Genomic DNA, 15643 nt, shown 5'->3' with positions numbered 1-15643 from the left:
TTCTGACCAAAATACGTGCTGTAACATTTATAACCATCGCACTAGGACGGCTATAACCTACTTACTTTATCATAGAGAAATATACAAAAACTCTACAAAAAGATGCTGTTTTTTTACATTTTTATCATTGTCTATCGCATTGCAACAAAGAACAGGGAGAAAACAACGCAAAAACCCGCCATTTCCGGACAGGCCATTTGAAAAATCCTATCCGCCAAACCGCCAAATCCTGAAGGAAAACTGAAGCTCCGAAACTCATCTTTTTTATATAAAAAAACGGCAGAACCCGAACCGGCGGGTTCTGCCGCTTATGCTGCTTGCCATTATGGCTTGGCTTGCGTCAATTTGCTCATGAAATTATAGATCATTTGGGCGCTTTCCGCCCGCGTCGCCGCTCCCGTCGGATGGAAGCGCTGCGGCGATTGTCCTTGCATCAGCCCCGAAGCGTATGCGGCCTGCACCGCCTCCTGTACCCAGGCCGGCGAAGAGGCGACGTCGGTAAACGCGGCCTTGCCGGCGGAACCGCCGATTCCGGATGCGCCACCCGCCAGCTTATACGCGCGGGCGATCATGGCCGCCGCTTCCTGGCGTTTGATCAAAGCGTTCGGCGCGAAGCTGTTTTCGCTGACGCCCTGCACGATCCCGGCCTGCACCGCCGCCGATACGGCATCCGCATACCACTGGTCCGCTGCCACGTCGGCAAACGGCGTCGTGCCGCCGCCCTTCAGATTCAGCAGGCGTACCAGCATGGCGGCCATTTCCGCGCGGGTCACCGGCTGGTTCGGCGCAAACCGGCCGGCGTCGATCCCTTCGATCAGATGTTTCGCCGCCAGCTCCCGAATGACCTCCGCAGCCCAGTGATGTTCCGTATCCGCAAAGTTTTTGCGGTATTCCAACACGCCATAGGCAGGATCAAGATCGAAGATTTCGGAGGTCAGCTTGCCGCCGGAAAGCGAGCCCCCGACATAATCGAGCACGCCCGTGCCGGTCAGGCCGTAGATTCCGGACAGCCTCGCATTGACGTCCGTCGAGATCGGCAGCGTCAGCATGACCGGCTGCTTCAAATCGGTCAGCGAATATACTTGGCCGTCCTTTGCCGTGATGCTGAGGCTGAACCTCAGGAAATCGCTGCCCGTGCGGAGCGAAGCCCCCGCTTTATTCCCGGCTGCCCCCATCCGCTGCGCTTGTTCACTGCCGCCAATCGGGTTCACGCTGAATCGGATTCGGCTTCCCGCACGCTGTCCTTCAGGGACCCGTTCGCTTACAGCCTGGAACACGGCCGCCGGAATCGTCAGCGAGACCTGGCCGGCCTGAATGTTTACCGGCTTGTTTTGCAGAATCGAAGCGGCACTGCCAGGCACAACCAATTCCGCGAACGGTTGATCCGTTTTGAAGGAAACGTCGCCTTTGGCAAGCGCGGACAGCTCGCTTTCCGATACGCTCCACGTTCCTTCATGTTTCGGAGGCGTCACCGGAGCTGGCTTACCGCTGCCTCCGTTATGGCCGCTGCCCTCATTGCCGTTAGTTCCGCCAGGATTTCCTCCCCCATTGCCGTTATCTCCACCCGGATTGCCCGGTGCTTGGACGTTCAACACATATTCCGCTTGGAACGCCTCGTAGGTTGCCGAAATAACGGTGGTTCCTTCCGCCAAAGCGGTGACCAGCCCCCGTTCATCGACGGATGCGACGTCCTTGCTGCTGCTGTCATAGATGACGCCTTCCAGCAGCGGAATGCGGGTCCCGTCCTGATAGACCGCTTCCGTGACGGTCTGGTCGGTTTCGCCGACTTTCAGTCTGCCTTTTCCTTTCAAATGCAATGAATCCATCTTGCCATCAGGAACCCGGTCCACGGTAATCGTCGTCTCTCCGTACAAGTTCGGGTCGGCGGCGCTTGTTGCCCTGACGACCGCCGTGCCCAGCCCCCGGGCCGTGACCAGTCCCTCGGCCGACACGCTGACCACCTCTGGATCCGCAGGGTCGGAGCTGTACACGGACCAAGTCACGCGCTTATCCGTCGTCTGCTCCGGTTTCACCTTCGCGGTAAGCTGGCGCGTTTCGCCGACGGCGAGCTTAACGTCCTGCTCCTTGATTTCCACGCTTTCCGGAGCCGTCATCTGTTTGGACAACGTAAACTGATCGACGATGCGCCCTCCTACCGTTTTCGTCACGAACTTGAGCAGGTCCCCGTCGACTTCGACCGAGGCGTACATTTGCGTCGCTTCATCGTCTGTCACGCGCTGCCAATCCCGCTTCGTCAGCGAATAAAACTTCGGCCCCGTCGAACCGGCAACGACGTACGTCGTGCCTTGGCCGTCGCCGACGATTTGGTTGTCCAGCATCGGGTACGTCCGCAAATAAATATGATCATGGCCGTTCAGGACGAGATCGACCCCGTGCTTTTCAAGTACCGGCGCCCATAACTGGCGAATGTCGGCCGTATCGTAGATGCTTCCGTACGGGCCGCGGTGGAAAATCGCGATTTTCCACGGTTTCGTCGTGGCTGACAAATCTTTTTCGAGCCATTTCTGCTGATCTTCATACTGATATTCGCTGTTCAGCACCACAAAGTGGATGTTTTTGTAATCGAAGGCGAAATGGCTTCCCTTCAAGCTGTCCAGTCCGTTCCCCGGCTGATTGAAATGGGCCAGGAAATCGTTGTTTTCCTTCGTGCCCATCACCTCGTGGTTGCCGATCGCGGCGACGAGCGTCGTGTTCAGGAACGCCTCCTGCGCTTCGCTGAACCACCATTTCCATTCCTGCTCGTTGAAGCCTTTGTCGACCATATCCCCGACATGGACCATAAATTCGGCGTCCGGCGTATTTTCAAGCGCTTTTTTAACCGTGTTCCCCCACAGCTGGAACCCTTTCAGGTCGCCTGCCTGGGAATCGGCAAAATACAGAAAACTCGTATGGTCCCCGGACGCTTCGGCGGTTTTGAACGTCCCTTGCTCGCTGTAACGGCCTTGACCGTCCCCTACGCGATACACGTATGCCGTTCCCGGTTCCAGTCCGTCGACGGTCGCTTTATGCACGCGCACGGTTCCGAGGTCCAGCGTTTGGTACAAGTAACTCGTGCCGTCTACTTTTTTGACGTTGGCCTGATCGAATCCGCTAAACTCCGACTGCTTGGCAACTTCCACGACGGTCGGCTCCGTGCCGGGATGGGTATGCCAGGTGAACCCTCTGGAGGCGGCCGGGTCCGCGCCCATGCTGACGTTGATGTTGTACGGCGTTTCCGTTCCGGATAGCGGGGACACCTTGAATTCGGCTACCGGACTGTACATGCCGCCTTTAGCCGCTTGTACCTTGTACGTTTGCACGCTCGACGTCAGGGATTTTGTTTTCAGCTGCCCCTGCGCGTCGGTCATGCCGATGGCCGCTTCATCGGCCAAAATTTGCGCCCCTTCCACGGGAGCCCCGGACTCCTCTTTCACCTGGAACACCGTCTCGTATCCTTGAATGTTTCCGTCCTCGTTCCACGATAACGTCAGGCCGCTTTGGATCGCGGAGGACAGCGGCAGCCCAAAGAAGGTGTATTTCACGTCGCCCGTGCCGACGAACGAAACGCTGCCCGACTCGAAACGAATGACATGCTCGCCCGTCGCATCCTTTTTGACGTCGTATTGAATTTGTCCGATCAAATCCTGGTCGGTCAACGCGGCTTCGTTCAGCCTGCTCATCGTCAGGACGACCGTGCCCGCATTGCCGTCGATGCCTGCCTGAGCCTGGGAAGCATCCAGCTTATGCCCCGGGACGAACCGCAGGTTTTCCACTTTCGTAGGATCAAAAGCAAGCTTGATTTGCGCGTCCTTCAATTCCGATGCTTTGACGCCTTTAAAATCGACCGAATACGTATTTCCGGTATAAACCCTTTTTGGCGTGTCATAGGTGATCTTGGAAGCGCCGGTATCCACGTTGAACGTCCATGCTTCGGTCGTCCGGTTGCCGGACCGGTCCTTTACCGTCACCCGCGCCTGATGAACCCCGTCCGCAAGCGGCGTGGCCGGCGTGTAATAAATTCGCCCTTCCGGCGGATACAGCGTATGCTGCACCCGGACCCCGTCCACGTCGAAACGGATCGAATCGGGATCGATCAAGGTCGTTCCGGGATGCTGCGCCGGATCGTATCCGGCATCCTCGGCGTACACCTTGATGACCGGCTGGTTCGTACGAACCGTTTCTCCCTCGGCCGGGGAGAAGTTTCGGAGCACCGGAGGCTCCAGATCGTCTTCCGCCGGGCCGTACAGCGCGCGGATTTGGTCCACGTAGATGACGCCGGCGTCCTTTTTCGCTCCCGAAGTCTCCATGTAACGCACGGGCATGTCCATCGTCAGCGGCAGCGTTCTGCCCTTAGGTACATCGGCTTCGACGTACTTCCAACCTACCCAGTTCACCCCGGTGTCTTGAGGAGTCAAATCGAGCGGGATCGCTCCTTTGCCGTCGCGCAGCTGCGCACGCAGCCAGTGGGCTTTGCCGTCCCCGTACACCCACATGCTGATTTTCTCCGGATACCCCGGAATCGCGATCGGGGCGTTTTTCGTTTGCAGGTAAGCGCCCGACGTGCCCGGCATGCCGGTAAAATCATATTCCAGCTTCAGCGAACCCGTGCCGAACCGCACCAGGTCCTCATTCGTTTCGATGCTGACCTTGGACGTTTTGAACTGGGCCCCGGCCGATGGCTGGTAAGCATCCAATCCGTTTTCGAAATCCTCCAATATGACCGGCGGCAATCCGATGTTTACGTCCACCGATGCCTCAACCCCTTTATAGCCGACAATAATTTTGCCGCTTTGTTCCGTTTGGTCCGTCGCCGTAAAGACGCCGTTGGAGTCGATCGATCCGATCGGCCCTTCCACGCGCCAATTCAGCTGGCCGTTATCGGCCTGAATGACCTGGCCGTTGCGCAGCGCGGTCACCTTGAGCTTTTCCGACTTGCCCGGCGCGAAGCTTTTGACCGCATCCCCGAAAGAAAGCTCGGTCAGCGTATCCACGACCTCCACTTTCGCTTCTCCGCGCAGCGAGCCCGAGGTCACGGCAATATCCGCCATGCCGGCTCCCGGTCCGGCCGTAAACGCGCCTTGGTCGTCGATCTTGCCGATCTGCGGGTTTACGCTCCATTGCAGGGAACCGCTAAAGGCCGCCGGATGCAGGTTCGCATCCACCGCCGCCGCTTTGAAGGAAGCCGACGACCCTGCGAGCACGCGCTGCAGCTGCGGCTGAACGACAAGCTTGTCCGCCGCTTCTTCCGGCGCTTTGTTTACGAGCAATATTCCGTTTGCCGTCTTGCGCTCCCCGCCGTCCGAAGGGGAATTCAGCAGCTTCCGCTGGGTTTCGCCCGGCATCCGCGCAATGAAGGTGGAAGACCCTCCGCCATCGAGATTCAGCGCGTTGACGACGCCCATGTCTTTCAGGATCTGCGCAAGTTCGGCCAGCGTCACGCCTTCGCTGAACCCCGGCTGGCGCCCGTCGATTTCGAGCAGCACGACCGAGCCGTCCGCTTTCGTCCCGACCGCCGTGCGGGGATGGGCCGCCGGATCGGAATTCGGCTGGACCTGCCCGTCTTTGACAAGCAGCGCCGAACCGCCGATCGCCATCGTAACGTCGCTCCATTCGCCGCTCAGCTGCAGGCTGACGCTGACCTCGTCCCCGACTTGTAGTCCGGCGAGGCGATCCCGCTGCGTGCCCGAAGCGGACAAGACGACTTTGCCGTCCGCGATCGGCGTATTCCCTTTGTTGCCGTGGATGCTCTCCACTTTCAGCTGCAGCGTCTGCCCGCTTTTGACTTCGCCCTTCAGCACGCCAAGAACGACCTCATCCCCCAAATCGTTGGTCATCGTGGACGCGTGGAAATCCGGGGTATACAGCACCAGATCGTTGTTGCCGCGGATCCGGTTGATCGCGCTCAGTTCCGCCGTTTTGCCCCCGATCGTCAACGTTTTGGCCAGGCTGGGGCTTGGGCCGTACAACGTCGTGCCGTCCGCCTTTAATCCGAAAGCATACCAGTCCTTCGGCGGGCTGACCAGCATCTTGCCGCCGCCCATAAACATCCCCAGCGGAACGCCGCTGGACATATCGTAAAAATCGCCGTTAATCCCCGCGATGACCCGGTTTCCCGGCTTGTCCGCGTCGCCGGCCATTTTGCTGACGCCCTGCATGCCGTAGACCTTGCCGTCCGTCAGGCCCGGCTCAAGCGTTAACGCCGCATTCTTCGGATCAAACTCGACCATATGGAGCTTTTCCAGCCCGCGGTCCAGCTTCATATCCCTCCACGTATAGGTCGCGCCCGGCCCGATCTCGGCCTGCCTTTCGTCGATCACGGTTCCGAACGCCGCCGCCCCCGCAACCTCCGCCCGCGCCTGCTGCGCCGGAAGCAGCATCGACAGCATCAACGTGCCGCTTAGCAGCGAGGACCAAATCCTTTTCGTCCTTTTCCTCATCATTCTATCTTTCCTCCCATTCTTCCGCCAGCATTTCGAGTCTTGCGTAGAACCATTTCAGAAAAGTATAGCGGCCCCTTGTTAAGCCTCCTCCCGTCCTTTCGTAAACGCATTGTAAAATATTATTTTGAAATTAATCTAAATCTAGCTGCCTTTACTATAAAATTTAATTTCATAGAATTTAAGGAACTTTTTTCCTAGGGACAAGGGGCTATGCTATTTGCGGCTTGGCGTCACCCTTTTCCGAAATTCAACATTTCCGGTCATCGATTGCCCGATTTCGCTGAACGCCGGATCTTGCCCTTATTTAGGGACGGGGTTGGGTCAGGGGACAATTTCAGGTGAGGGACATCGGATCGGTGTGCACAGGAGGCTATTTTAAGCAGGAATAGAAGTGGCTGATGCGGTCCTAAACTGGCCATCCATCATTTGACAGACTTCTCCAAAAGGCTTCATACTATGAATATGTGAAACTATGTACAGAAGGAGTCATTCCATGTCAGACAATCCGATCGAACAAATGAGAGTCATCCAAAAAGAGCTGAAACGTTTTATGATGACATATAAGTTTGCCTTGCAGGAAGTCGAAACGAAAATCAAAATTTTGCAGGAAGAATTCCAAATGCTCCACGATTACAATCCGATCGAACATACCAAATCCCGCTTGAAGTCGCCGGAAAGCATTTTGAAAAAGCTGATGCGCAAAGGCGGGGCAAGCTCCCTCGGGGAAATTAAGAAAACGATCCGGGATATCGCAGGCATTCGGATTACCTGTTCTTTCATTTCGGACATTTACCGAATCAGCGACATGCTGCAGAGCCAAAACGATCTGAAGACCCTTTCCGTCAAGGACTATATCAAAAACCCGAAACCAAACGGCTACAAAAGCCTTCATATGATCGTCGAAGTCCCGGTGTTCATGTCCGATCACGAGGAATCCGTCTGCGTGGAGATCCAAATCCGCACCATCGCCATGGACTTCTGGGCAAGCCTGGAACATAAAATTTTCTACAAATACTACGAATCCGTGCCGCAGCGATTAGTCGACGATCTGAAAAAAGCCGCGGACACCGCCTATGCGCTGGACACGACGATGGAGCAGCTTCACCACGAGATGGAGGATATCAAGCGGTCCAACCAAGCGGACGGCAAAGGGGAGTTTCAGCTGTTGATCGATAACGAGCAGTTTAAAATCCCTGAAAAATTGTTGAGCATCATTTCGCCCCCATCTTGAACATTTGAAAATAGAGGCATGTCGCCGAAAAAGCAAAAAAACCGGTACCTGAATGGGTCCGGTTTTTCTTGTTTTATTTTGTACTGCTGTGTTGCGCCCTTTAGTTGCTCCCGCGGTACGTCCAGTAGAGAAACTCGTTGTCCTCGCGGTCGATGCTGAATCCCAATTTTTCGAGCACCTTTCGGGACGCGCGGTTCCCCGGCTCGCATCTGGCGGTCACTTTTTTGACCCCGTCCCGGCTTGTCGCCCATGCCAGCAAACCCGATGCGGCTTCGAAGCAGTAGCCCTTCCGCTGCTGGCTTTCGTTCGTCGCAAAACCGATCTCGATCATGCCGTTTTCATCCGGTTCGCCCAAAAAGCCGATCCCGCCCACGATTTCCCGCTCCGCCTTCGTTGCGATGATCCACGAATCGAATCCGCGAGTGCCGTTATTTTTGACCAGCAGCTCCCGAAAAAACGGCAGCGCTTCGTAGAAGTCTTGTCCGGGCCATTCGCCGTTGGTTTTGTACCCTAACGCTTCAATGGCCCGCGCATCGCGCCCGGCTGCCGCATCAATGAGATCCAGATCGAGCGTCTGCAGGATTAACCTTTCGGTTTCCAGTTTCATAAAGTCGTTCCATGCCTCCTACACCAAAGTCCCACGGCATGAAACGTTCATGCCTGGCACCGTACTATTTCGATATCGGCAGGCCAACATCCTGTCCGGGACCGGCTTATCAAGGCCATGCCCCCCTCCTTCCGGCGTATGTTGCGCCGTGGCCGCTCTACCGCTTTCATCTTATTCAGCTATCCGCGTTTGATGTTTTTGAAATGTCTACGATATAAGAGGTGATTTCCTTGATTTTTGTTTTGTTCAAACTGCTATTGAAACGATAAACATGACAGAAGGCGTAGCTGGTATGGTCCTCGAGCTTCAGGATGCCGTTTAAGGAACCGGAATATCCGTGCGTTATTATATTGCTGATCACTAACTCCGTGGGCTTTTTGCTGATCAGTTTTTCAAGCATGCTGAGGACTTCATCTTTACCTTGCAATACGTTGCTGCCGATAAAATTCCATTGGATATCGTCAATGATCTTCTCCATGATAAAGCCGCTATCGTTGGAAACGAAGGCAACATTAAACGCTCTAAGAAATTCCTTTTTGGGCGCGTTCCCGCAATCTTCGGCACAAATAATTTTCACCTGTTCGTTTCGGCTGTTGTCCCCTGACATACTCCCGCTCCCCCTCATTCAAAGTACCATCTTTAACCATCATATTATACAAGCCATAAAACGAATGCAAATATGAAACAGCAACAACCATGGCTTTATGAAAAATCGTTTCGGTATTTCGTCAAGCTGATTGAACTTAACAGAAACCTGCTGTTTTTTCTCACCCAAGTTTTTCAATTTCCTGTATGATGATGCTATGAAAAAAATATTATCCTTCATGGATTGGGGCATATTCGCTCTTCGTTTATACCATTACATGTTGCTGTTGTCCCGGGTTCTGGCAGGAAGCGAGTTTTCAGGCCGGACGTTGCTTAACGCAACCTGGTTGAGCATAGCCCTTGTCGTTCCTCTGCTGTTCTGGTTTCCCGGGCGCCGGATGAACAAAGCCTGGTTTTGCGTTCTGGAGCTGTTGCTCGGCGGTTCTTATTATGTGAATTCCGTCCTCCATCCGGATCTGACCTCCAAAGCGGACTATTTGCTGCCGAGTCTTGCCATGGGGTACTTATTAACGAAGCAGACGTTCTGGATCATCCCCTTGCTTGCTGTCGTTCCTTTTTCCTTCCAGTCTTACTTAGGATTGTCTTGGGAGCAAACCCTGGGCATCGGCACGGACAACCTGCTGTTCTGCTTCATCGGGATGTGGGCAAGCCTGGTAGCCAATGCGTATGATCAGAAAAATAAACTGGCAGCCGAAGTGGAGCAGCAAAATAAGCTGTTAACGCACTACACGGCCGAGATCGAGAACATGACTTTGCTTGAAGAGCGCAACCGCATGTCCAAGGAGCTTCATGATACGCTGGGGCATTCTTTTATCTCGCTCATTCTGAGCCTGGACGCTTCTATCGCCCTATTGGATAACAAGCCTGCCGAGGCCAAAGAACGGTTAATCCGCTTAAGGGCATTGGCTGAGCAAAATCTGGACGATATGAGAAACATCGTACATGAGATGGGGGAAGAAGAGGAATCCAGCCTGGTCCGGCAGGTCGAATCCCTTGCGGCCCGTTTCCGGGAGCACACGGGTGTGGCCCTGACTTTGAGTCTGCCGGGGACAGAGCGGTCCATACGTTTTGAAATACGGCAAACGATCCTTCGGGTCATCCAGGAATCTTTTACGAATGCGCTCAAACATGGAGAAGCATCTCAACTGCATCTGGAGCTTGATTTTTCCGGGAACCATCTGCAATTGTCCGTTCGCAATAACGGCAAGCCGATCGATAAACTCAATTACGGCTTCGGCCTGACAACGATGAAACAACGGGTTGAGCGGTTGGGAGGCAGCCTGCGCCTATCATCCGGGGAGGGAACTCCAGCGATCACCGAAGTCCGATGCGAAATTCCGCTGAAAGGAGCGATGCCGCATGGCGAAGATTAAAGTGCTGCTTGCCGACGATCAAGAGTTGATTCTCGAGAGCTTACATATCGTGCTGTCCATGGAAGAGGATTTGGAAATCGTCGGTTTAGCCAGAAATGGAGAAGAAGCCGTAAAGGGCTGCGAGCAGTTTAAGCCGGATATGGTGTTGATGGATGTCAACATGCCGGTCATGGACGGCGTCGCCGCAACGGCCCTGATTAAAGAGCGAATGCCCGCAACCAAAATCATCATGCTGACCTCCTATAAAGAGGTAGAATATGTGTTGGCGGCGTTAACCCATGGGGCGGAAGGTTATCTGCTTAAAGCCATTCATCCCAAAGACCTGGCTGCAGGGATCCGGGTGGTTCAGGCGGGAGGAACATTAATTTCGCAGGAAATGGCGGGTAAACTGATCAAGAACATGAACAATCCCCCCCTAGCGAAAAATAATGAATTCGGCCTCACCGCCCGTGAAATCGAAGTGCTGCAAAAGCTGGCTGCAGGCATGCGTAACCAGGAAATTGCCGAGATGTTGTATCTTAGCGAAGGGACGGTTAAAAATTACATCTCAACGATTTATTCGAAGCTGCATGTAAAAGGCAGGCGTGAGGCTGCCCGTAAAGCCCGGGATTCAGGCATCATGGATCATTAATTGTGACTAAAGCGCACTGCCTCTTTATGACTTTTTAAGCCTATACTCATAGCATCAAACCACAAAAGAGGCGATAAAAGGCATGAAGAAAAAAGTGTCCGGAAATCAAGAGCTGCGGCAGCGCGGCCGGAAGTTAAGTGCTTGGAGTTCATTTTGGCGTTTCCCCGTCGTCTGGATGATTGCCGGGGCCGGCGGCATCATTCTCATCGATACGTTATTCAGGCAGCTGACGGCGCAAGTCGAGGGGACGGTTTCCCTTATTCTAACACTGGTGATGGGCTTTCTGGCCATCCTGGTCTATAAGCTCACGCTGGCGTTCCTGGCCCGGCGGTCCACTCCGGAGATATCCGGACAGCGCGCAGGGATGGAAGCTATTCTGGGCGTATTGACCGGGACGATTTTTATCACAGGGTCCGCTTTGATTATTATGGCTCTGGGAGGGTACTCCTTTCAGTGGGCAGGTTCCGGGAATATGATTTCTGTTCTAATATCCACCATTGTAGCAGCGTTAGGAGCAGCCATTGTTGAAGAGCTTATCTTTCGCGGGCTTATGTTTCAAGCCATTGATCAATTAGGGGGAAGACCGCTCGCGCTTGCTGTAACCTCTCTATTCTTCGGCGTTGCCCATCTTGGAAATACAGGGGCAACCGTTTGGAGCGCGTTCGCCATCTTCCTGGAAGCAGGCGTGCTGCTCGGAGCCGCCTTCTTGTGGCGGCGGAACTTATGGTTTAGCATGGGACTGCATTTTGCTTGGAATGCCATGGAAGGCTTGCTTGGCATTCCGGTTTCCGGGCACGCCGCTGCCGGTCTCTTTACTGTAAAAGTGAACGGTGCCGCACTTCTCACAGGGGGCGATTTTGGACTTGAGGGCTCTATTGTTCCGGTTGCAGGCAGTCTTCTGTTCTCCATTCCGATGCTTATTGCGAGTGCAAGGAAGCGAAGGGGCGACGCCGCGAGCCTCCCGCATTAAAATAAACGGCAGGTTGGCCATCAGGCCGGCCTTTTTTATATTTTGGAGACCGTAAACTCTACTTCCGCTGCCCGGATTGATTCTTTAGATGAAGAAAGTTCCTCATTAGGAGCGGCAAAGATACCAGAATCGGGGGATCATCTTGCCGGGCGGGATGAAGCATGACTTCCTGGTAACGGACAGGCGTGTAAGGTTGAACGGTAATCGGCGCGTGCGCTCGGGTACGCAAGGTCGCATGCGGCAGCAGGAAATCCTTCGTCTGCATCTCCCAAGCGACGGACGTTGCCATCAAATAATAAGTGCCGGGCCTGACATCCGTAAAACGAAAGCGTCCCAAGGAAGGAAGCAGCGTCCCGTATAACGGGAATCCTTCGGGAATCGGCTTGGCAAACAAGCCAATCAGGATGAAGCCGTCGAACGGAACTGCCGAACAGATCTCGCCTTCGATCGTGGAGTTGCCGGAAAGCAGAACAGAAGACATCGTTCCCCAGTCGCTCAAATTCCGCAACGACTTGAAGTGCGCTTCCGCTTCTTGCGCTGACCGGCGAAATTCGGACGGCGTCACGCCTACCCGCTCGGTAAACCGGGTCGTGAACGTGCCCAGGCTCTGCTGCCCGATCTCGAGTCCGATATCGCGAATGGTCAAGTTCGTCTGCAGCAGCAGGTCTTTGGCTTTCTGCAAGCGGAGAGCCGAGACATAATACATGGGCGAAAGCCCGATCTTCTCTTTGAAGATGCGCGTAAAATGAAACGGGCTGTATAGCGCAATGTCGGCCAGGCGCGAAAGCTGAAGCGGTTCGTCGATATGCTTGTGAATATAGGCAATAACTTCGTCGATTCCTGAATAGTCGTCGGTTACCTCTTTCGCCACGCCGTCACCCCGTTTTGAATATTTATCATGCTTTTCCATATTTTAAACCAGATCCGGCTTCTTCGACAATGATCGTCCCTAAAACGATGATTCAGACGCGGCGGTTTAAGCCCAAAAATCCCCGCGGCCTGTTTCGCCAGCGGGGATTTGTTTCGCGATCCGGTGCAGCTTCTGCGGGTTCGATTTCCTAGGATTTGATCAAATCCTCCCGCAGCGGGGTGAAGCAATCGAGCAGCGCGCTTGGCTCCAGCGCTTTGGCGCCGTGCCTTGCGCCGCCGGGAATGACGATCGTTTCGCCGGCGGAAATGATGCTTTTTTCACCGTCTATCGTAAATTCGACCCGTCCTTTCAGGCAGTAGGACAGCTGTTCATGCGGGTGGGCATGCTCGTAGCCTTCGGCCCCTTCCTCAAAATGAACCTCCATCATCATCAGCGAAGCGCCGGGCGGCATGATTTTGCGTCTAACGCCAGGCTCCGCGTCTTCCCATACGCCGATATTGCTCATAAAGAATACCTCCTCCTTCAAGTTTGCTCGCGGCAAATCGGACGCCGGCGTCCCTTCGCGGGGCCCGTCTAAAACGTCTTCGGGATTTCGATTTTTTGCGTTTTGCCCTGATCGGTCAAATACAGGTTATAGCTGAACCCTTGGTCGTCCATAAAATATGAAACGTATTTGCCGCGCTCATCGAGCCGTTTCGGCAGCAGCAGCGTAGCGATCCGGTGCGACGACGCTTCCTTCGTTTCGGCCGTCAGATGCCAGTGCTTGCCGAGCCCTTCGATTTCCGCCGGATCAACGCCGGCAAATTCGTTTGTTTGGCTAAGCGCCAGCTCGCCCGACGAGCTGAAGATGAACCGCCCTTCCATCAGCGCCCGTTTGCCGTTGAGGTGAAACGACTGCCCGCGCAAATCCATCTTGTATAACGTGTGGAACAGCCACTGCACCCGGCCAGGCCGTTCCAGATCGACGGCGTCGACGACGACGAAATACGCATTTTGCACGAAATAAATTTCGCGTTTGTATTGCTTCAAATAAGGGACATGCTCCAGATATGCCTGCGTCGGGTTCATGCGGACGTACGCGTAATCCTTGCCCCGATGCGCGTCTTCAACCTCGCCTTTGGCCGCGATGTTCAGCGCCTTGTTCATGTCGGCAAACTGCCCCTGTCCGTCGATCAGAATGGCGTTTTTCGATCTCGTCTGCCGGCGCCAATTTAAATGCATGGAGCTGTTAAACGCGACGTAATAGCCGCTTTCCACCGCTAGCGGTTCGCCGTATGCATGCAGCATGAACGCGCCCTGATCTCCGTGGCTGTGGCTGACCGAGCCGTACCGGCTGCTTTTGGCCACCAACGAAATCTGCTCCTGCGGATCATGCATCCGGTGATGCATCGCTACCCAGCCGACGTCGCGAAACCATTTGACCGGCTCGATATCGGACGGCTCCACGGCTTGAACCCGGGGATAATTGCGGTAATAAAGCAAATCGTCGAAGTGAAAATCCCACCAGCCGTAATTGTAGAACATCCGGTCCGCTTCCGGATTCCGGTCCTTCAGCTGCTCGTAATACCACTGGTACCAGCCGTTCCCCGTGATCCCGGCATATTGGCGCATGTTGTAGCCGACCTTTTTGATGATGTCGTCCCCCAGCGTCGAGTTGTCGCCGAACGATGTCCGGGTCGATGTCGTCGGGCTGTAGCAGTAAAGCGGAAAATCGCCGGTATGCCGGAAAAAAGGACGCTCGAACACGTTGATTCCGGCGAAATTTTCCAGCAGGTCCAGCGCTTCGGTCAAATAAGCCATGCCCGTCGTCCAATAATGCGGGCCCTCGGCCCAGCCGCCGTCGGCACCGCCCCAAGGGGAAAACAGCGTGTAATAATATTCGACCGTATAATCCAGCCACGCCTTCGCTTGCGGCTCGTCGTCGAACAGCGCGATGCAGCAGGGGACAAGCACCGAAGACAAGGAGCGGACCGCATGACTGTCATACGGGATATGATGAATTTTGGAGCGTTTGATCACATGGTCGGCCACCTGCTCCGTTCTGCGCAGCAGCCGCTCGCGCACCGTCTCCCGTTCGCTTTCGTTCAATTGATCGTGCAGCCAGTCATATCCCCAGGCAAGCGCCCCCGCGATCCGAAAGGCGGCTTCATCGTTATAATCCCGGCTTGTCGGCCCTTCCGGGTCCCAGGAGGCGGCGTGCAGCAGCCACGCTTTCGCTTTGGCAAGCACTTCGGCATCCTGCAGCACGACGCCCGCGATGCTCAGATGCCGGATGGCGTACAGTACTTCCTGGCAAGCCAGGTAGCTTTCCCGCCATAACGCGGCCGTGCGGCGATGGCCCGGATAGGGCTTCGGTTCCGCGATCAGCTCGCGCGTCAGCCATGGCTTGACGGAATGCTCGTAAAACGCGCGCCACCCGGTGCCTTCCGCATCCTCCGCGATGCTGCCGCGGTACGCGTCGATTTCGCCCGGCTGCAGCCACAGCCTCGGGTGGCCGCCCTGCACCCGGCGGTAACGGTCCGCCGCCGGTGCCAGCGGCGTCTCGGGCAGTCCCGCCGGTACATGGAAGGCGCGCACAACGCTCCATTCGGATTGCCCTCCCGCCGCGCCTCCTTCCGATTCAAGCAGCGCGTACCGCCAATAATAATCGCCCGGCTCCAAGGCCTCGTCCGGCGTAAAAAAGTTGTACCCTATAGGCTCGTATCTTCTCGTCGTTTCCTGCCGAAACTCCGGGGAAGACGAAATCTCCAGGACGTACCGGTCCTCCTCCAGCTTGGCCGGAATCCATGTGAAACGCGGCGGATTCTCGTACAGCACGGTGTCTTCCCGCGGCGCGTACTGAACGGTCAGGTCCCCGCTTACGGGCTGAAACAACGCATTTACTGCATTCATGCTATTCCCTCCATGTGCCATG

10 protein-coding genes are annotated in these 15643 nt (G+C 55.2%); 4 read left to right on the top strand and 6 right to left on the bottom strand.

Annotated elements, in window-relative coordinates:
- Positions 1-323: 323 nt before the first annotated feature.
- Positions 324-6440, bottom strand: a complete 6117-nt coding sequence (locus MKY58_RS04260; RefSeq protein ID WP_339323605.1) for a phosphodiester glycosidase family protein — start codon at positions 6438-6440, stop codon at positions 324-326.
- Between the two features lie 493 nt (positions 6441-6933).
- On the opposite strand from MKY58_RS04260, the gene MKY58_RS04255 reads away from it, so the two are divergent.
- Positions 6934-7671: a GTP pyrophosphokinase family protein gene (locus MKY58_RS04255; RefSeq protein WP_339323604.1), complete on the top strand. Its 738-nt coding sequence runs from the start codon at positions 6934-6936 to the stop codon at positions 7669-7671.
- A 100-nt stretch (positions 7672-7771) separates the two neighbouring features.
- Here MKY58_RS04255 and MKY58_RS04250 read toward each other — a convergent pair whose 3' ends face one another.
- Both MKY58_RS04250 and MKY58_RS04245 read right to left on the bottom strand, forming a co-directional pair.
- Positions 7772-8278: a GNAT family N-acetyltransferase gene (locus MKY58_RS04250; RefSeq protein WP_212950969.1), complete on the bottom strand. Its 507-nt coding sequence runs from the start codon at positions 8276-8278 to the stop codon at positions 7772-7774.
- Positions 8279-8453: 175 nt separating this feature from the next.
- Positions 8454-8885: a hypothetical protein gene (locus tag MKY58_RS04245; protein ID WP_339323603.1), complete on the bottom strand. Its 432-nt coding sequence runs from the start codon at positions 8883-8885 to the stop codon at positions 8454-8456.
- Between the two features lie 196 nt (positions 8886-9081).
- Here MKY58_RS04245 and MKY58_RS04240 point away from each other — a divergent pair, with 196 nt between their 5' ends.
- From MKY58_RS04240 to MKY58_RS04230, 3 genes are all read left to right on the top strand, one after another.
- Positions 9082-10257, top strand: coding sequence for a sensor histidine kinase (locus MKY58_RS04240; protein WP_339323602.1), 1176 nt, complete (start codon positions 9082-9084; stop codon positions 10255-10257).
- The gene (locus MKY58_RS04235; protein ID WP_339323601.1) at positions 10244-10888 is read left to right on the top strand and encodes a response regulator transcription factor; all 645 of its coding nucleotides are present in this window, start codon (positions 10244-10246) and stop codon (positions 10886-10888) included. The genes MKY58_RS04240 and MKY58_RS04235 overlap by 14 nt, the downstream gene beginning before the upstream one ends.
- An 82-nt stretch (positions 10889-10970) precedes the next feature.
- On the top strand, positions 10971-11858 hold the full coding sequence (locus MKY58_RS04230; RefSeq protein ID WP_339323600.1) for a type II CAAX endopeptidase family protein: 888 nt from the start codon (positions 10971-10973) through the stop codon (positions 11856-11858).
- Positions 11859-11916: 58 nt separating this feature from the next.
- Here MKY58_RS04230 and MKY58_RS04225 read toward each other — a convergent pair whose 3' ends face one another.
- The 3 genes from MKY58_RS04225 to MKY58_RS04215 form a co-directional block, all read right to left on the bottom strand.
- Positions 11917-12768, bottom strand: a complete 852-nt coding sequence (locus MKY58_RS04225) for an AraC family transcriptional regulator (RefSeq protein WP_339323599.1) — start codon at positions 12766-12768, stop codon at positions 11917-11919.
- Between the two features lie 148 nt (positions 12769-12916).
- Positions 12917-13234 (bottom strand): cupin domain-containing protein, encoded by a 318-nt coding sequence (locus MKY58_RS04220; protein ID WP_339323598.1) that lies wholly within the window; start codon positions 13232-13234, stop codon positions 12917-12919.
- A gap of 68 nt (positions 13235-13302) precedes the next feature.
- A complete protein-coding gene (locus MKY58_RS04215; RefSeq protein ID WP_339323597.1) occupies positions 13303-15621 on the bottom strand; it encodes a DUF4962 domain-containing protein in 2319 nt (772 codons plus the stop codon).
- Positions 15622-15643: the final 22 nt, after the last annotated feature.

Source organism: Paenibacillus sp. FSL W8-0194 (assembly GCF_037969745.1).
Taxonomy (GTDB): domain Bacteria; phylum Bacillota; class Bacilli; order Paenibacillales; family Paenibacillaceae; genus Paenibacillus_AQ; species Paenibacillus_AQ cookii.
This window is presented reverse-complemented; position numbering and strand designations above follow the sequence as displayed.

Bases quoted from the DNA above. Each gene is read 5' to 3' on its own strand.
- MKY58_RS04260 (WP_339323605.1), bottom strand. From the start codon at position 6,440: ATGATGAGGAAAAGGACGAAAAGGATTTGGTCCTCGCTGCTAAGCGGC.
- MKY58_RS04255 (WP_339323604.1), top strand. From the start codon at position 6,934: ATGTCAGACAATCCGATCGAACAAATGAGAGTCATCCAAAAAGAGCTG.
- MKY58_RS04250 (WP_212950969.1), bottom strand. From the start codon at position 8,278: ATGAAACTGGAAACCGAAAGGTTAATCCTGCAGACGCTCGATCTGGAT.
- MKY58_RS04245 (WP_339323603.1), bottom strand. From the start codon at position 8,885: ATGTCAGGGGACAACAGCCGAAACGAACAGGTGAAAATTATTTGTGCC.
- MKY58_RS04240 (WP_339323602.1), top strand. From the start codon at position 9,082: ATGAAAAAAATATTATCCTTCATGGATTGGGGCATATTCGCTCTTCGT.
- MKY58_RS04235 (WP_339323601.1), top strand. From the start codon at position 10,244: ATGGCGAAGATTAAAGTGCTGCTTGCCGACGATCAAGAGTTGATTCTC.
- MKY58_RS04230 (WP_339323600.1), top strand. From the start codon at position 10,971: ATGAAGAAAAAAGTGTCCGGAAATCAAGAGCTGCGGCAGCGCGGCCGG.
- MKY58_RS04225 (WP_339323599.1), bottom strand. From the start codon at position 12,768: ATGGAAAAGCATGATAAATATTCAAAACGGGGTGACGGCGTGGCGAAA.
- MKY58_RS04220 (WP_339323598.1), bottom strand. From the start codon at position 13,234: ATGAGCAATATCGGCGTATGGGAAGACGCGGAGCCTGGCGTTAGACGC.
- MKY58_RS04215 (WP_339323597.1), bottom strand. From the start codon at position 15,621: ATGAATGCAGTAAATGCGTTGTTTCAGCCCGTAAGCGGGGACCTGACC.